The organism is Larkinella rosea (assembly GCF_003858635.1).
In the GTDB taxonomy this organism is placed as follows: Bacteria; Bacteroidota; Bacteroidia; order Cytophagales; family Spirosomataceae; genus Larkinella; species Larkinella rosea.
Genome location: NZ_RQJO01000007.1, coordinates 488,134 through 505,295 on the forward strand (window position 1 = coordinate 488,134; position 17,162 = coordinate 505,295).

The 17,162-nt window shown below is 51.9% G+C and carries 15 protein-coding genes; 10 read left to right on the top strand and 5 right to left on the bottom strand.

Going from position 1 to position 17,162, the window contains the following annotated elements:
- The first annotated feature begins 154 nt into the window (after window positions 1-154).
- Entirely contained in the window at window positions 155-1,390 is a 1,236-nt protein-coding gene (locus tag EHT25_RS02305) for a DUF4374 domain-containing protein (protein ID WP_124870029.1), read from the top strand.
- 118 nt (window positions 1,391-1,508) lie between these two features.
- Here EHT25_RS02305 and EHT25_RS02310 read toward each other — a convergent pair whose 3' ends face one another.
- From EHT25_RS02310 to EHT25_RS02330, 5 genes are all read right to left on the bottom strand, one after another.
- Window positions 1,509-2,300 carry a hypothetical protein gene (locus EHT25_RS02310; protein ID WP_124870032.1) on the bottom strand — a complete coding sequence of 264 codons (792 nt, stop codon included), beginning with the start codon at window positions 2,298-2,300 and terminating at the stop codon, window positions 1,509-1,511.
- Window positions 2,301-2,315: 15 nt separating this feature from the next.
- The gene (locus EHT25_RS02315) at window positions 2,316-4,214 is read right to left on the bottom strand and encodes a hypothetical protein (RefSeq protein ID WP_124870035.1); all 1,899 of its coding nucleotides are present in this window, start codon (window positions 4,212-4,214) and stop codon (window positions 2,316-2,318) included.
- A 93-nt stretch (window positions 4,215-4,307) separates the two neighbouring features.
- Window positions 4,308-4,817: a thioredoxin family protein gene (locus tag EHT25_RS02320; RefSeq protein WP_124870038.1), complete on the bottom strand. Its 510-nt coding sequence runs from the start codon at window positions 4,815-4,817 to the stop codon at window positions 4,308-4,310.
- Between the two features lie 57 nt (window positions 4,818-4,874).
- Complete coding sequence (locus EHT25_RS02325) at window positions 4,875-5,957, bottom strand: Gfo/Idh/MocA family protein (RefSeq protein ID WP_124870041.1); 1,083 nt, start codon at window positions 5,955-5,957, stop codon at window positions 4,875-4,877.
- 206 nt (window positions 5,958-6,163) lie between these two features.
- Window positions 6,164-6,817 (bottom strand): hypothetical protein, encoded by a 654-nt coding sequence (locus EHT25_RS02330; protein ID WP_124870044.1) that lies wholly within the window; start codon window positions 6,815-6,817, stop codon window positions 6,164-6,166.
- Between the two features lie 210 nt (window positions 6,818-7,027).
- Between EHT25_RS02330 and tkt the strand changes: the two genes are divergently transcribed.
- The 9 genes from tkt (at window position 7,028) to EHT25_RS02375 (ending at window position 17,109) form a co-directional block, all read left to right on the top strand.
- Window positions 7,028-9,037 carry a transketolase gene (gene tkt, locus EHT25_RS02335; protein ID WP_124870047.1) on the top strand — a complete coding sequence of 670 codons (2,010 nt, stop codon included), beginning with the start codon at window positions 7,028-7,030 and terminating at the stop codon, window positions 9,035-9,037.
- 103 nt (window positions 9,038-9,140) lie between these two features.
- Window positions 9,141-9,587: an RpiB/LacA/LacB family sugar-phosphate isomerase gene (locus EHT25_RS02340; RefSeq protein WP_124870050.1), complete on the top strand. Its 447-nt coding sequence runs from the start codon at window positions 9,141-9,143 to the stop codon at window positions 9,585-9,587.
- A 161-nt stretch (window positions 9,588-9,748) separates the two neighbouring features.
- Window positions 9,749-10,852 carry a transaldolase gene (tal, locus tag EHT25_RS02345; protein WP_124870053.1) on the top strand — a complete coding sequence of 368 codons (1,104 nt, stop codon included), beginning with the start codon at window positions 9,749-9,751 and terminating at the stop codon, window positions 10,850-10,852.
- A 3-nt stretch (window positions 10,853-10,855) separates the two neighbouring features.
- The gene (locus tag EHT25_RS02350; RefSeq protein WP_124870056.1) at window positions 10,856-11,512 is read left to right on the top strand and encodes an HAD family hydrolase; all 657 of its coding nucleotides are present in this window, start codon (window positions 10,856-10,858) and stop codon (window positions 11,510-11,512) included.
- Complete coding sequence (gene gnd / locus EHT25_RS02355) at window positions 11,493-12,920, top strand: NADP-dependent phosphogluconate dehydrogenase (RefSeq protein WP_124870059.1); 1,428 nt, start codon at window positions 11,493-11,495, stop codon at window positions 12,918-12,920. The genes EHT25_RS02350 and gnd overlap by 20 nt, the downstream gene beginning before the upstream one ends.
- A complete protein-coding gene (gene zwf / locus EHT25_RS02360; protein WP_124870062.1) occupies window positions 12,917-14,434 on the top strand; it encodes a glucose-6-phosphate dehydrogenase in 1,518 nt (505 codons plus the stop codon). The genes gnd and zwf overlap by 4 nt, the downstream gene beginning before the upstream one ends.
- Entirely contained in the window at window positions 14,431-15,159 is a 729-nt protein-coding gene (gene pgl, locus EHT25_RS02365; protein ID WP_124870065.1) for a 6-phosphogluconolactonase, read from the top strand. The genes zwf and pgl overlap by 4 nt, the downstream gene beginning before the upstream one ends.
- Window positions 15,160-15,356: 197 nt before the next feature.
- A complete protein-coding gene (locus tag EHT25_RS02370; protein WP_124870068.1) occupies window positions 15,357-16,238 on the top strand; it encodes an oxidoreductase in 882 nt (293 codons plus the stop codon).
- A gap of 22 nt (window positions 16,239-16,260) precedes the next feature.
- Window positions 16,261-17,109 (top strand): SDR family oxidoreductase, encoded by an 849-nt coding sequence (locus EHT25_RS02375; RefSeq protein ID WP_229311409.1) that lies wholly within the window; start codon window positions 16,261-16,263, stop codon window positions 17,107-17,109.
- Window positions 17,110-17,162 lie beyond the last annotated feature (53 nt).

Here is a 17,162-nt window from a genome sequence, read left to right on the forward strand (position 1 = left end):
ATTGTACAAATCCGTGCCTGATTTGCGGAAAGACAGGCAGGCAGCCGGGCGATGGAAAGTAGACCGTTTACCCAATAATGAGCAGCTTCAACTGCCTAAATTCGTAGATTCTGACGTTTAATAGGTAAATTAGAAGCTTATAAATCGCATCGTTATGTACAACAAATTACTCTTGGGAATCGCTGTCGCGGGCTGCTGGTTGGGGCTGAGCTCGTGCGGGAAGGACGAGGAACCCGGCACCACTGATCCGCCGGTTACAGTCGGTGGATATGTGGTAGCTATTCGGGATGTGGGCGCCACCAAAGCAACGGATTACCTGTTGCAAACCACTTCGGTCACGAGTGGAACGCTTTCGGTGGCAGGAAAAGGAATCGAACAAAGCGGAAACCGGTCGTACATCCAGGCGGGAAAAACGATTTTTAGCGTGGGCGGCAGTGGAACCAATCAGGGAACACCCTCAGCCATTGGCTATGTGCTCGACGCGACGAACAAGCTGGTTCAGAAAGCCAGTTTTACCTTCGACAAATACTTCGACGTGCTGACTGCGATCGACGATAATACGCTGGGGGGTATTCAGATTCCGCGCACGGCAGCCGAAAACCGGGAAGCCATTTTCTACACGGCCAATGCCGCGAATGCCACGCTGACGGCTCAGGTGAAAAGTTCGCTGGCGCCCTTGTTCAAAGACGATCAGGTCTGGCCTTCGGGCATGCGGATTCGGGATGGCAAAGCGTACGTTTCCTATTACCTCCAAAACCGGACTGATCTGCTGACGCCCAATACGGATACCAACTACGTCGCCATCTACACCTATCCGGCATTTACGCTCGAAAAAATCATCAGGGATGTGCGGACGGGCCCGGCTGGCGCTTCGAACAGCAGCAACGGGTTGATCAAAACCGAAACCGGCGACATTTATACGGTTTCTTCGTTGGGCTACACGTATTCGCGTCGGTCGAAACCGGCGGGTTTTCTGCGGATTAAAAATGGCGAAACAACCTTCGATCCGTCTTATTTCTTCAACATCGACGAGATTTCGAACAACCGGCGAATTTACTTTTGTCAGTATCTGGGGAACGGACTGGTGCTGGCGGAAATGGGTCGCTTCCCATCGTCCGGGGGCCAATGGGCGTACGCAGATGTGAACCAGAACGTCGTCATTATCGATCTGAACGCCAAAACCATCAAGGATGTCGACGGCGGTATTCCGGCCCATGCCGGTCAGGGCGGCATCACGCTTTCTGTTCTGGTCGAAAACGGAAAAGTGTACATGCCGGTATCCAGCTATGCCGAGGGTACTTCCATCTGGGAAATAGACATCGCCACCGCCACCGCCAAACAGGGCGCCCGGGTTGATGCGAAGTATGTGACTGGTATATTTAAGCTGTAGGGACACGGTTTTTGGTTGCCGGTATTCGGTGTACGCCGGGACTTATGCGTACTGAAGATGCGTTTTGGATGCGCGTGTCAACTACCGTAAACCGAATACCGGCAACCAAAAACCGCCCTCATTTTACCTCCGAAACGATCACATAATTGTCATTTCGCGTAATTCCGTACAGAATCACTTTGTCTTTCACACTTCGATCGATGGCGAAAGCCTGGCCTTCGCTGACGGTTGGAATCGTTTTGATGTATTTCAACGTAGAACCGCGATCGGGCAATTGAAGGACGTATAGTTCCGGTTTGTCGTGGCCCGTGCAGTAGATCAAACCGTCTTTTCCCCAGGTGCCGCCCGAGGTGCTTTTGGGCGCAAAGGCCTGTAAAATGTTGGCGGGAAACTGCCAGGATTCCAGCCGCTCCCAGTTTTTCGTGAACTTCACCAGCATCGTCCAGCGGTTGTCACGCCCTTCGGCCGAGGCTTTGTCGGAATAATTGGCAAACGCAACCCACCAATGCCCCTCGTAAAAATCCGCCCAGGTCGCCGAACCGGGAAAAAATCCCAGACTGTGGGTACCAATGTGCCGCAGGGTTTCGGTATCGAAAATTTCAATGGAACTGACCATCGGCACAGCCGGGTAATTGGAATGCACGCAGTAGAGCTTCCGGTCGAGCACCACGCCACTGTTCATGTGTTTTAACAAACCGGTGGTGTCTTTCCAAACCGCGACCTGTCGGGCATTCGCTTTGGCGTGTTTGGTCAGTGACGTGTTGTTGATCACGTAAAAATGCGTTGCATCGACCGCAACGCCCTGTTTTACTTCTTTCAGCTGAAACCGCCGAAGTTCGTGTGCCTGTTGGGCAAAAGCCGTGTGGAGGGGCAGCCAGCTTATTAGCAAGGCCAGGTAAGAAAACCGCATAAGTCGGGTCGGCATTTAGAGCTTTTCAATTTTTACGTTTCCCAGATACACCTTGATTTCCCCCGATTTATCGGTTGTGCTTTTCCAGTTAATGGATTGGATGCGGGTGTTCTCGGGAAAACCGCAGGTGACACAGGGCGCACCGTATTTGAGTTTCCAGTCTTTACTGGTTGATTTTTCCTTGCCGTTGATGAACACGGAGATGGTATTGTTGACCACCCTGACACCGACGTGAATTTTGGTCTTGTTGTTGGTAAATTCCGTCAGCGGAACGTCGCTCACCGCCCCTTCGTTGAAATTTTGCACGTTCTGCGAAGGGCTGGTATTGAGATCAATATCGATCAGGCCCCGGTAATTGCTGGCATGGTTCGCTTCATTTCCGGATATCAGATTGATTGTGACAACGGCACCGGGACCGCTGTTGTTCTCGGCGCCCCGCGTCAGCATTTTGCGGGAGTTGAGCGTCAGCATGGCCGATCCGCCGGTCATGTGGGTGAAATCGCCGTCCGTCGCCAGATCAAATTCCAGCGAAAAATTGGGCGGCAGCGGGTAGGGCATCAGCGTGGGCCATACGGCATTGAAATACCCCAGTTGCAACCAGTTGCCCGACTGACCGGGAACGTTGGTCAGTACGGCGTGTTCGGACTGCTTTCGGAAAAACCAGTTGGGCGGATCTCCACCCACAGTTCCGGCCGAAAAATCATCGAAGAAAACCTGATTACCAGTCAATTTGGCTGCGTTGGAAACCGGTTGCATGGCGGTTTTGCTCCGCTCCCGATAGGCGTTCAGCCGGGCTTTCAACTGGTCTTCATTGGCCGGAACATACGGTTTGCCCTTTACTTTCTCAGGATCGAAAAAATAGTTGTAGACGTACTCGTAGTTGAAGTTTTGCGACAGCGCAGTGTACATTTCGTAGAGCTGATTCCCGTCTTCTTTGGTCTCAGGCGGAAACGCCACCGCAATCCAGAGCGGTTTTTCGTCGCCCAGCTTGCTCTCCAGGGCGGGGTCTATTTTATAGACCGGGTAATAATGCTTCTGTTCGAGTTGCTGTTTATCCGGCACAAAAATATCCGGGTCCGTCCCAAAACTGTACATGCTGACCTGCATGTCCCGCACCACGGCGGGTTCGTTCAGCGTTGCCCGGTGTTTGTCCCGCAAAGTCTGAATCTTGGCCCGGTAGCTGTCAATGTTTTTTTTGCGCGATTCAAAAGCTTCCTCCTGTGCTTTCGGATTCGTGGGCCACTGACTGGCAATCGTCTTTTTTTCTTCGGCGGCAACGCTTTCCAGCGCATCCTCGGCCGCCTGTAGCAGTTCGCCTTTGGTGACGGCAACGATGGGCATTTTGTTACCGGGTGCCAGGTACACGGTATTCCATTCGTTCAGCCAGGTGATGTAATTGTGCGCATTCGCGTGAATGCGTGGGTCGGTGCCCTTGCGTTTTTTTACGACCCAGTCGCCTTTGGCATAGCCGTCGGGCTGCATGGTGAACATGTTTTTGCCACTTTTCTGGATGAATTCGATGGTATAAGCACCAAATACCATGTTGGTTGCCACCCAAAAGGGCGTGTTCTCTTCCGGAATCGGGCGGAAATGACCCTTTTCGTCCAGCCACCGTTTGTCATGGCTGACGTTCCAGACCAGAAAGCTGACTCCGTAACCGGTCTTGCTGATGTATCGACTCGAGGTTCCCAGCCCGGCCACGGGGGTGTAACTTTTTTTCATCCATTCGACAAACCGGTTGAGATTTTCGGTTTTCCGTTTCCCCAGCGCGTCGGCAGCGGGTTTCAACTTATCGTAGCGGGGATTGCTCCACCAGCCGACGACGCTGTCCTGCAGACGTTGTTCTGCCGTGAGCTGAGCCCGGGCGGAAAGGGCCGAAAGCAGTAGCAGGGCCGGGATTACGGCGATCTTCATGGTCATCCGACTTTGGTTGGTATCGAATCGGGAAACACGGTTTTCCGGAATTTTTGTCGTGCTTTGGTTAACTGGAAAAGGATAAAACCGAGGTTATTTACTTTTTTTCGGAGCGTATGAACCCGGATCGAGCGCTTTGGGCGACCAGTCGTTCAGAAAACCGGCCACCACTTTCGGACTGTGTCCTTTGCCTTCTTCCAGATAGCTGGAGTTCTGGGTGTGCAACCGTTTTCCTTTCCCGTCCAGAACCACGAAAACCGGGAAGCCAAACCGTTGCGGATAATCGAGTTGCGCCAGCACCGCTTCGTTTTTGTTTTCGGGACTGTAGTTCACCCGTAACACCACAAAATTTTCGGCCAGTATCCGGCTCAATGTCGTATCACTTTGCGTTAGATTATGAAACCGGATGCACCAGACGCACCAGTTGCCGCCAATTTGCAGCAGAACGTGTTTGCCCTCCTTTCCGGCTTTGGCAACAGCATTTTTAATGTCCTGTTGCGCATCCGCTTTCGGGTCGTAAATGTGGGATTTTGCGGTATCCTGCGCTTTCGCGCTGAATACCAGAAGGATAAATAGCAGGTTGATGAAAAGAAGCTTCTTCATGATAATGGAAGTTGGCTGGTCGTGATTCGTTCAATCCGGAACCACGACCAGCGAATGTTACAGCATCACCGGCTGACCGGTTCGCACCGATTCGTCGCAGGCGAAGGCGATGCGCAGGCTGTTGACCGCATCCTGCAAATGGTCGCTCAGGTCGATGTTCTCCCGAATGGCTTTCAGGAAATACCGCTGTTCGCGGTTACAAAGTTCCTGATGATCGGGTTCGTCCTGCATATCGATCCAGGTATCTTCCTGCACAAACTGATCGTTCTGGTCGAGGGGTGCGTAATGGACGCGCAGCGATTCGGTTTTGGTGTGCGAATCCACATTATCGGATTTTCCGGCGGCTCCGGCGTTTTTGGCCACGATGGAAACGCAGCCTTTTGGCCCGATTACGTCTTTAACGAAAAAGGCGGTTTCGCTCATCATCGGTCCCCAACCGGCTTCGTACCAGCCGACCGACCCGTCTTCAAACCGGATCTGTAACTGGCCGTAATTGTAATTTCCCGACGGAATTTCGTCCGTCAGCCGGGCCCCAATGGCGTTAACCTGCAGCGGTTTCGAGCGCGTCATCTGGCACATGACGTCGATGTAATGCACCCCGCAGTCCACAATCGGGCTGAGGCTTTTCATCAGATTCCGGTGAACGGTCCACATGCCGCCGTGGCTTTGCTGGTTCAGGTTCATGCGCATGACGAGCGGTTTTCCCATTTCGTGGGCCACTTCGATGAACTTTTCCCACGAAGGATGCTGGCGCAGAATATACCCAACCACCACTTTTTTACCGGCTTTTTCGGCTGCGGCCACCACGCGCTCGGAACCTTCGACGGTGTCGGCGAGCGGTTTTTCGATGAATACATGGCAGCCGTGTTCGAGGGCCAGCATGGCGAAGGCTTCGTGCGTGTCGGGATAGGTGGAAATGCAAACCGCATCGGGTTTCGTTTCCTGCAAAGCAGTGGCTACATCAGAAAATAGGGGATACCCACCGCCGAGACGCTCGTTTAAGACTTCCTTGCTTTTCCCGGTTGAAACGATGCCGCAGATTTCAAAACCGTCGAGGGTTGAATACGCTATCGCGTGCGATGCGCCCATGTTGCCGCAGCCGACCACAAGCACCCGCACTGTTGAATTTGGAGTTGACATGAATAAATGGAATTAAGGGCAGCAAGTTGGGGCAGGTTTGGGAATAAAAAAAGCAATAGCCCTACACCTTGTCCGGTTTATGTTGTATTTATCCAAATTAATGAAAAATGTAAAATGGCGAACGCCAGCTGTAAAAGTGTCTGCAAGTCGCTCACTTTTACAGTTGGCGTTCGCCATTTTACATTTTTCATTCCATAATTTAATCTTTATTGCCGCCCCAGCCGGTAATTCAGACCTACAATGCCCTGCAAACCGGGCCAGGAACTTTTCGCATTCAGTAAACCCACACCAGGTTGGTGCGACATGAAGGATTTGAAGAGAATATAATCGGTTCGATTCTGAAACGCGAAGAATTTCTGAAGGCCAATATCGAGGTTCCAGCGGTTCGAAAACCGGATGTTCATGGCGGCTGTCAGCCCAAGCCCCATCAGAAAACCGCTGGCTGATTCCGGTCGATAGGTCATTGTTCCACTGGGAAACGACTCAATGGTGCCTTTCTGCCGGTATTGCGAACCGATCAGATTGACGCCAATCGGCAATCCAACCTTGGTGGTCCGCCCGGACTGTCGGATCGGGTCGAACCGGTAACCGGCTTTGAAGAACGCCCCCGATGTTTTTAGATCTGCTATTCCGCAATCGCACATTAAACCGGAGGGCATGGCGCTCCAGGCGTTTTTATACGAATAACCCGCGTGGAAGGTAAATGCCCATTGGCTCAGGTTGGGGCTCCACGCACTCGTGATTTCCAGGGACTTACCCGGCAAGGTGGCCAGGTTAGTGCCGATCTGGCTTTGCCAGCGTTGGGCATTTGCGATCAATGAACCGAACAGCAGAAGGGTATAAAGGGCCATTTTTTTCATAGGCTTAAAAGTAACAAAGAAGGTGTTATTTCGCGAAGTTGAGCGGAGTAAAGTAGCGTTGCGCTGAGAAAAAATAATAGACTCTGTGTAACTCCCTTTTCTCCGCTCAACTCCGCGAAATAACTTCCCCACATTCGATATAATCAAATCTTAATGAACAAACCGTTTCAGCGACAGGTTAAACCAATTTACAGTTGACTCCACAACTTGATGAAAACCACAACTCAATCGATTGAACAGGTAAGCATCAATACCGTACGCGTATTGGCTGCCGATGCCGTTCAGAAAGCGAACTCCGGCCACCCCGGTTTACCAATGGGCGCAGCGCCGATGGGCCACATTCTCTGGTCGGAAGCGATGAATTACAACCCGAAAAATCCGGATTGGCCCAACCGCGACCGGTTTATTCTGTCGGCGGGTCACGGCTGCATGTTGCAGTATTGCTACCTGTATCTGATGGGTTATGAGTTGAGTATGAACGATCTGAAGCAGTTTCGGCAGCTGGATAGCCAGACGCCGGGCCACCCCGAATACGGTTTGTCGAAAGGCATTGAGATTACGACCGGGCCGCTCGGGCAGGGTTTTGCCAACGGCGTCGGTTTTGCCATCGGGCAATATCATTTAGCGGCCCGCTACAACAAGCCGGATTTTCCGATTTTCGACTATAAAATCTACGCCATTTGTAGTGATGGCGATATGATGGAGGGTATTACGTCTGAAGCGGCATCGCTGGCGGCTCATTTGCAACTGGGCAATCTGATTTATTTCTACGACGACAACCACATTTCCATCGAAGGCAGCACCGATCTGACGTTTACGGAGGACGTGGCGCAGCGGTTTCTGGCGTACGGCTGGCATGTGCAGGTCGTGCCGGACGGCAACGATCTGGAAGCTTTATCGATCGCCGTGAAAGCGGCTCAGGCCGAGACAAAACGTCCTTCGCTGATCAAAGTTCGGACGCACATCGGTTTTGGCAGTCCGAATAAAGAAGATACCGCCGATGCCCACGGTTCGCCATTAGGCCCGGATGAGGTCAAACTGGTGAAGAAAAATTTCGGTTTCGATCCCGAAAAATCGTTTGTGGTGCCCGATGAAGTGCTGGATTATTACCGCAAAATCGGGAAAGAACGGGCGAAAAAGGAGGACGAGTGGAACGACCTTTACAAAGCTTATCAAGCAAAATACCCCGATCTGGCCAAAGAATATGAGTTGACGAGCAACGGGCAATTGCCGGAAGGCTGGGAGCAGAAAATACCGGTTTTTCCGGCGAGTGACGAAAAAATGGCGACCCGCAAGGCTTCCGGAAAAGTCCTGAATGCCATTGCCGATAGCCTGCCGCACCTGATCGGGGGTTCCGCCGATTTGTCGCCCTCGACGGACACGGACCTGAAAAATTACAAATCGTTTTCGCCGGACAATCACGAAGGCCGCATTTTCCACTTTGGCATCCGCGAACACGCGATGGGAGCGGTGTTGAACGGGTTGGCGGTCACGAAAGGAATCATTCCTTATGGTGCCACTTTTCTGGTATTCTCCGACTACATGCGGCCCCCGATTCGGTTGGCGGCTATCATGAAAATTCGACCGGTTTTTATTTTTACCCACGACAGCATCGGTTTGGGAGAAGACGGAACGACGCATCAGCCTATCGAGCAGTTGATGGCGCTGCGGGCCATGCCCAATGTGGTGGTCATTCGCCCGGCCGATGCCAACGAAACCGCTCAGGCGTGGCGCGTTGCCATCCAGCATCCCGGTGGGCCGGTGGTGATTGTGCTGACCCGTCAGGGTTTGCCGGTCATCGATCAGGAAAAATACACCAAAGCGACGGAGCTGGAAAAAGGCGCGTATATTTTGTCAGATTCCGAAAAAGAACCAGATTTGATTCTAGTTGGCACGGGTTCCGAAGTTTCACTGTTGTTGCAGGCACAGGTGCAATTGAAAAAAGAGTCGATTGCCGCCCGCGTAGTCAGCATGCCGTCGTTCGAATTGTTCGATCGACAGAGTGCGGCTTACCAGGAAAAAGTGTTTCCGAAAGCGCTTAGAAAACGCCTGGCCGTCGAAGCGGGTGCGGAGATGGGCTGGTACAAATACATCACCGACGAAGGCGATATTCTGGGCATGACCACTTTTGGCGAATCCGCCCCGGCGGAGGATCTGTTTAAGAAATTCGGTTTTACAGTTGAAAATATCGTGAAGCGGGCGAAAGCGTTGATTGGATAGGAACACGGATTGAACGGATCGAACTGATTAAAACGGATAATTAGTTAAAATCCGTTTCGTCCGTTCAATCCGCTTTCCTAAAAAACCGTAAACTTGAAAAATAATGAAAATAGGTATTGCCGCTGATCATGGTGGCTTCGAACTCAAAGAAACGCTGCATACTTTTCTGACCAATTTAGGCTATGATGTCGTCGATTTCGGGGCTTATCGCCTGGATACTCTGGACGATTATCCTGATCTGATCATTCCGCTGGCGCAAGCCGTGGCCAATCAGGAGGTCGAACGGGGCGTGGCCGTTTGCGGGAGTGGCGTTGGGGCGGCCATTGTCGCCAACAAAATACCGGGTGTGCGGGCGGCTTTGATCAACGATCATTTTTCGGCGCATCAGGGCGTGGAAGACGATGATATGAACTTAATTTGCCTCGGCGGACGTATTACAGGAAACCGGGTCGCCGAAGAATTCGTCCGGGCCTTTCTGGAAGCCCGATTCAGCGGAGCCGAACGGCATTTACGGAGATTGAAGAAAGTAATTAAACTGGAAAGTAAATAAGTTTTCTGTATCGCACGGGCGACCCCGTCGGTTAACGGTAGCGGACGCGTTCTTTTCCTAGCTTGCGTCAGCCTCCGTAAACCGTAAACCGACGGGGTCGCCCGTGCGATACAGAAAACCCCAAGTCACAAAACTCCCATTTTTTAAACCAAAAACCACACATGGCAAACCGCGTCAAACAAATTCACGAGTTTGGTCAGAGCATCTGGCTGGATTTTATCGACCGGAAAATTATGGATTCCGGCGAATTGCAAAAACTGATCGATGAAGATGGCGTACGCGGCATTACATCGAACCCGGCCATTTTCGAGAAAGCCATCAGCAGCAGTTCCGATTACGATGAGGACATCAAAAAACTGGCGAAAGAGGACAAAAGCAACGAGGATATTTTTTACGGTCTGGCCGTCAGCGACATTCAGCGGGCAGCCGATCTTTTCAAACCGGTTTTTGAGGAGGAGGTTCGGGGAGCCGACGGTTACGTGAGCCTGGAAGTGTCGCCGTTTCTGGCGCTCGATACCGAAGGCACGATCAATCAGGCGCGGGAACTCTGGAAAGCCGTGGATCGCGAAAATGTGATGATCAAAATTCCCGGAACCGCTCCCGGTTTGCCCGCCATTCAAACCGCCATCAGCGAAGGCATCAACATCAACGTCACGCTGCTGTTTGGCCTGGATCGCTACGAAGCGGTGACGGATGCCTATATTTCCGGACTGGAAGCCCGCGCAGCGGCTGGACAGCCGATCGACGGTATTGCCTCGGTGGCGAGTTTCTTCCTGAGTCGCATCGACGTCATGGTGGACCCGATTCTGGACGAAAAAGGATTGCCCGAACTGAAAGCGCAGGTAGCCATTGCTTCGGCGCGCAAAGCGTACGAAATCTACAAACGCGTGTTCAGCAGCGAGCGGTTTGCCAAACTGAAGGAAAAAGGCGCAAAACCGCAGCGGTTATTGTGGGCCAGCACGAGCAGCAAAAACCCGGCGATTCCGGATACGAAATACGTCGAAGAACTGATTGGACCCAATACCGTCGATACGATTCCGATGGAAACGCTGGTGGCATTTCGGGATCATGGTGTGGCCGAAAACCGTCTGGAAAATGACCTGGATCAGGCCACTTCGACCCTGGAAAAACTGAAATCGGCGGGCATCGACATCGACCAGATTACGCAAAAGCTGGAAGACGAAGGCATCGACAAGTTCAATAAACCGTACGAAAAACTGCTGGCGGCCATCGAAACGCAGAAAAAAACGCTCGAAACCGCCTGAAAAATGGATTTGGCTCCGCTCAAAATACTTTTTCTGGATGTCGGTGGGGTGCTCCTGACCAACGGTTGGGGGCACGAATCCCGGCAAAAAGCGGCCGAAGAATTTGGCTTCGATTACCTGGAAATGGATGTGTTGCACGATTTTATGTTCAACACCTACGAGATTGGCCGGATTACGCTCGATGAATACCTGGACACGGTGGTCTTCAATCAACCGCGCGATTTTACGCGGGAAGATTTCAAGGCGTTTATGTTCGCCCAATCGCTGGAACTGCCCGAAATGCTGCAATGGCTGATCGCGTGGAAAAATGAAAACCGGAATATTCGGATCATTTCCATCAACAACGAAGGACGGGAACTGAACGAATACCGCATCAAAAAATACAAGCTTCACCGCTGTTTCGACGCCTTCATTTCGTCCTGCGAAGTGGGCATGCGCAAACCGGACCCCGGTATTTTCCGGCTGGCGATGGGCGTTGCGCAGGCGCGTCCGGAACAATGTGTGTATTTCGACGATCGGGTCATGCTGGTCGAAGCCGCCCGCAAACTGGGCATCAATGCCATTCAGCATCAGGGGTTTGAATCGACCAAAGCCGTTCTGGAAAAGCTTAAAAACCAACCGATAAACTTGCACGAGTTCAATGACAGAAGCTACGTATAATTTTGGAATGATCGGCCTCGGTACGATGGGCCGCAACCTGCTGCTGAACATGGCCGACCACGGTTTTCCGGTCGCCGGTTACGACATCAATCCCGATCAGGTCGCCGGTTTTGAAAAGGAAGGCGAAGGAAAACCGGTCAAAGGGTTTACCGATCTAAAAGCCATGACGCAGAGCCTGACCAAACCGCGGGCCATCATGATGCTCGTTCCGGCCGGAAAACCGGTCGATAGCGTGATCGATAATTTGCTGCCATTGCTCGAACCCGGCGACATCATCATCGACGGCGGAAATTCCCACTTTACCGATACGGTTATTCGGGATAAGTTTCTGGATTCCAAAGGGTTTCATTTTTTCGGCATGGGGATTTCCGGTGGCGAAGAAGGCGCCCGCAAGGGGCCGAGCATGATGCCGGGGGGCGATAAGGCGGCTTATTTGACCCTGAAACCGATTTTCGACGCCATTGCCGCCAAAGTCGACGGCGTACCCTGTGTGACCTACATTGGGCCGGGCGCAGCGGGACACTTCGTGAAAATGGTGCACAACGGCATCGAATACGGCTTGATGCAACTCATTGCCGAAACCTACGAAGTGCTGCGCAAAGGCCTTCAACTCAACACGGGCGAACTGCACGCGCTTTTTGCCGAGTGGAACGAAGGCCGGTTGCAGTCGTTTCTGATTGAGGTAACGCGCGATATTTTTGGTTTTAAAGAACCGGGCTCCGATCAATACCTGCTCGATCGCATTAAAGATCAGGCGAAATCGAAGGGAACCGGCAAATGGACGTCGCAGGTGGCGATGGATTTGGAAGTGCCCATTCCAACCATCGATACGGCGGTGGCCATGCGCGATCTTTCCAAATACAAAGTGCTGCGAACCAAAGCTGCCAAAGTATACGACGAACCGATTGCCGTGTTGAATGTCGACAAGGCAGAATTCCTGAAAACCGTCGAGCAGGCGCTTTATTTCAGCACCATTCTGACGTACGCACAAGGGCTGGACCTGCTCTATCGGTCTTCGATTGCCTACGGTTATCAGCTCAATCTGGCCGAAATCTCGAAGATCTGGCGGGGCGGATGCATCATCCGGGCCACTTTTTTAAATGATATTTTTAATGCCTACGAAAAAGCGCCGAGTCTGGAGCATTTGCTGCTCGATGAGTCGGTTGCTGATTTGGTCAATGGAAGTGTTGCGGGCATGCGGTCGGTCGTTTCTCAGGCGGTTTCGGCGGGGATCGCCCTTCCGGCTTTTGCTTCCACACTGACGTATTTTGATGCGTTCCGCAGCGAAAATATGCCTTCCAATCTCATTCAGGCCCAACGTGATTATTTTGGAGCACATACATACGAACTAATTGGTAAAGACGGCGTTTTCCACACCCACTGGACGCCACTACCCGGTAAACCATGAAATCAACCAGTCAACCTCAGCCTACCGTATTTATTATTTTTGGTGGAACCGGCGATCTGGCCTGGCGCAAGCTGGCTCCGGCCTTGTATAATTTATATTTAGACGGCTGGATGCCCGACCATTTTTCGATCATCGGAACCGGTCGCACGAAACTCAGCGATGAGGAGTTTCGGGAAAAATTGCTGGAAGGAATCAACCTGTTTTCGCGGAGCGGAAAAGCCAAAAAAGAGCAGTGGGAAACGTTCAGCAAAAACATTTATTACCAGGTTTCGGATCTGAACGATAGCAAAACGTACCAGGAATTAGGCTCCCGGATTGAATCGTACGAAACCGCCTGGAACGAGAAAGCCGACCTGATCTATTACCTCGCGGTTTCGCCGAATTTCTTCCCGATCATTGCGGATAATATCGCCAAAAAATGCCCGGAAGCCGGTTTGGATCGTACCCGCATCGTGATTGAAAAACCGTTCGGACACGATCTGGAATCGGCCAAAGCCTTGAATAAACAGTTGCAGGGTATTTTTGACGAAAAACAAATCTATCGGATCGACCATTATCTGGGCAAGGAAACCGTACAGAACATCATGGCGTTCCGGTTTGCCAACGCCCTGCTCGAGCCGATCTGGAACCGCAACTACATCGATCACGTCCAGATTTCGGTCACCGAACAACTGGGCGTGGAAGACCGGGGTGGTTACTACGATGGAGCCGGGGCGATGCGCGACATGGTGCAGAACCACATTTTGCAGTTGCTGTGTCTGATTGCGATGGAACCACCGATCAATCTGGACGCCGACGAAATCCGGAATCGCCGGGTCGATGTGCTCAAATCGATGCGCCGGTTCGACGCCGATGCGATCCGGTTTTCGGCCGTTCGCGGGCAATACGGCCACGGCTGGATCGAGGGCAAGGAAGTTCCTGGCTACCGCGATGAGCCCGAAGTGAATCCCGAATCCAACACCGAAACCTTTGCCGCCGTCAAGTTTTTTGTCGATAACTGGCGCTGGCAGGATGTTCCGTTTTACCTCCGGACCGGCAAGCACCTGAGTCAATCGGCCTCGGTGATTTCGATTCAGTTCAAGAACATTCCGCACTCGATTTTTCCGCCCGAAGCTGCCGAAAACTGGCAGCAAAACCGCCTGGTTTTCAGTATTCAGCCCGAAATGAGCATTCGAATGCAGATGCAGGCCAAGCGGCCCGGCCTGGACATGACGCTGAATCCGGTGGATCTGGTGTTCGATTACAGCGGAACTTACCACGGAAAACCGCCCGAAGCGTACGAAACGCTGCTGCTCGACACGATGCTGGGCGACCAGACGCTGTTCATGCGGAGCGATCAGGTGGAAGCCGCCTGGGATTTGATCATGCCGATTCTGCACGCCTGGGAAAGCAAAAAAAGCCTGAGTTTTCCGAATTACCCCGCCGGCTCCTGGGGCCCGGAGAACGCCGAAGCACTCATTGCGCAGGACGGTTTTCACTGGTTTACACTGCCGCTTAACGGAAAACACGGATGAGTCAGCCCAGTCTGCATATTTTTGAAACGGCCGACGCCACGGTGATGGCGTTGGCCGACTTTTTTGTCCGAACCGCCAGGGAATCGATTGCCGAAACCGGGCGGTTTTCCGTCGCCCTTTCGGGTGGCAGTTCGCCCAAAAAACTGTATGAATTGCTTGCTACACCCGAATACAGCACGCAGGTGAATTGGGAAAAGGTCGATTTTTTCTTTGGCGATGAACGCTACGTTCCCGCTGACGACCCGGACAGCAACGCGCTGATGGTGAAAAAAGCCTTATTCGATCCGCTTCGGATTCCGGAATCGAACATTTTTACCGTGGATACGCGCCTATCGCCCGATGAAGCCGCCGGAAAATATACCGAAGCGATTCGAAAACGGTACCAGGCCGAGCAGGTTCGTTTCGATCTGGTTTTGCTGGGTTTGGGCGACAATTCGCACACGGCTTCGCTGTTTCCGCACACACCCATTCTTCACGACACCTCCGTTTCTGTCAAGGCGGTTTTTCTGTCGGATCAGAACGTTTACCGCATTTCGATGACGGCCCCGCTCATCAATCTGGCGCACCATCTGGCGTTTCTGGTTTACGGAAAAGGCAAAGCCGAAGCCGTTGCATCCGTCTTGAACGGTGCCGAAGAAATCGAAAACCACCCCGCCCAACTCATCCGGGCCGCCGAAGGCGATGTGCACTGGTTTTTGGACAAACCGGCCGCATCGCAAATTTGAATGGTTTTAAATGCTTAAAAAGGTTAAAAATGGTTGGCTGACGCGTTCACAAGCGTGCGTCAGCCAACCATTTTTAACCATTTAGCCATTCAACCTTAAATTTATTTCTGAGCTTTTCAACAAACCAACTTTGAGCGTTTCAACAAAGTTGACCGCGTCTTTTGTGCCGACCTTTGTCGCAACTAAAAACAAAGGCAATGACAAAAGTTTGGTTTATTACCGGAAGCTCCCGCGGATTGGGACGCCGTTTGACGGAAGCGGTTTTAGCAAAAGGCGATCGGGTGGCGGCCACGGCCCGCAAGCCCCAAACACTCGACGATCTGGTTGCAAAATACCCCGATCAGATTTATCCCATCAAATTGGATGTGACTCAGTATGAGCAGGTTCATCAGGCCATTGGAGACGCTGTTGCGCATTTTGGACGGATAGATGTCTTGGTGAACAATGCCGGTTTTGGCATTATCGGCGCTGCCGAAGCCTTTACGGCGGAGCAGGTGCGGAGCCAGTTGGAAACAAATTTGTACGCACCAATTGAAATCACCCGGGCGGTTTTGCCCCAGATGCGCAAGCAGCGTTCGGGTCGGATCTTGCAGATTAGCTCCATTGGTGGGCGCGTTGGAAATTCGGGATTGACGATGTATCAGGCCGCTAAATTTGGTCTGGGCGGTTTTAGTGAGGCTCTTGCCAAAGAAGTTGCTCCCCTCGGCATTCACGTTACAAGTGTCGAACCCGGCGGTTTTCGGACCGATTGGGCGGGCGATTCCATGACGTATGCCTTACACGTCGAAGGCTACGAAACGACCGTCGATCAACGGGTCGATTACATTCAGGGCGGCCATTTTGTGCCGGTCGGCGATCCCGAAAAAGCGGCTCAAGTGATGGTCGAGCTGGTGGAACATCCCGAACCGCCGGTGCATTTGGTGTTGGGCAGCGAAGCCGTCGGTATTCTCAAACACGCTGATGCCGAACGGCAGGCAGAGTTCGAAAAATGGATTCCGGTCAGCCTGTCAACCGATCACGACCAATCGGAGAATTTCTTTGCTACTTCCCTGGGACAAACCATTTTAAACGAAAAGTAAAATCACACCAACCAGAATTAACATGTCGATCTTGAATAAAACCATCCTGATTACCGGGGCATCTTCCGGTATTGGAAAAGCGGCTGCGCTGAAGTTTGCGGCTGAGGGCTGGAACGTCATCGCAACGATGCGGAATCCGGAAAAAGTGGAGGGATTAGCCACTTTAAAAAATGCATTGATTACTGAACTGGACGTGCAAAAACCAGATACGATTGAGTCGGCTATTCAGGCAGGAATGGATCGTTTCGGGAAAATAGATGCGGTTATTAATAATGCAGGTTACGGACAAAATGGAATCTTCGAAGCCACGAAGCCGGAGCAAATTTACCAACAGTTTGATGTCAATGTGTTTGGCGTAATGAACGTGATTCGAGCGTTGCTTCCGCATTTTCGTCGGCAGAAATCCGGTTTGATTCTGAACATCAGCTCGGGTGCCGGGCGGTTTACATTGCCGCTGATTTCTTTATATTCAGCTTCTAAATTTGCGCTGGAAGGTTTTTCGGAATCGCTGTCGTTTGAATTGGCACCTTTGAATATTAGGGTAAAAATCATTGAACCGGGCGGTACGGAAACGAATTTTAGTAACGTAACCCGTGAGCAATTTGCCCATGACCCGGCATTGACTGATTACAATGATTTCATCGAAGCTTCGGGACAGCTATTTACAGAACTGATTGCCCATCGGTTGGTGTCGGCCGGCGAGGTGGCGGATGTAATTTATGCCGCAGCAACGGATGATTCGACCACTTTACGTTATGTAGTTGGTAATGAAGATTTTAAAAAGAGACTCGCGGCCAGGGCTACACTACCTGATCAGGAGTATATCGACTTCATCCGTTCGGGTTACGCTAAATTTTTGCCAGCAAATTGATTGAATTTTGGAGCAGGGGTGTTGTACGGGCAGGTAGAACATTCCTGATTCTA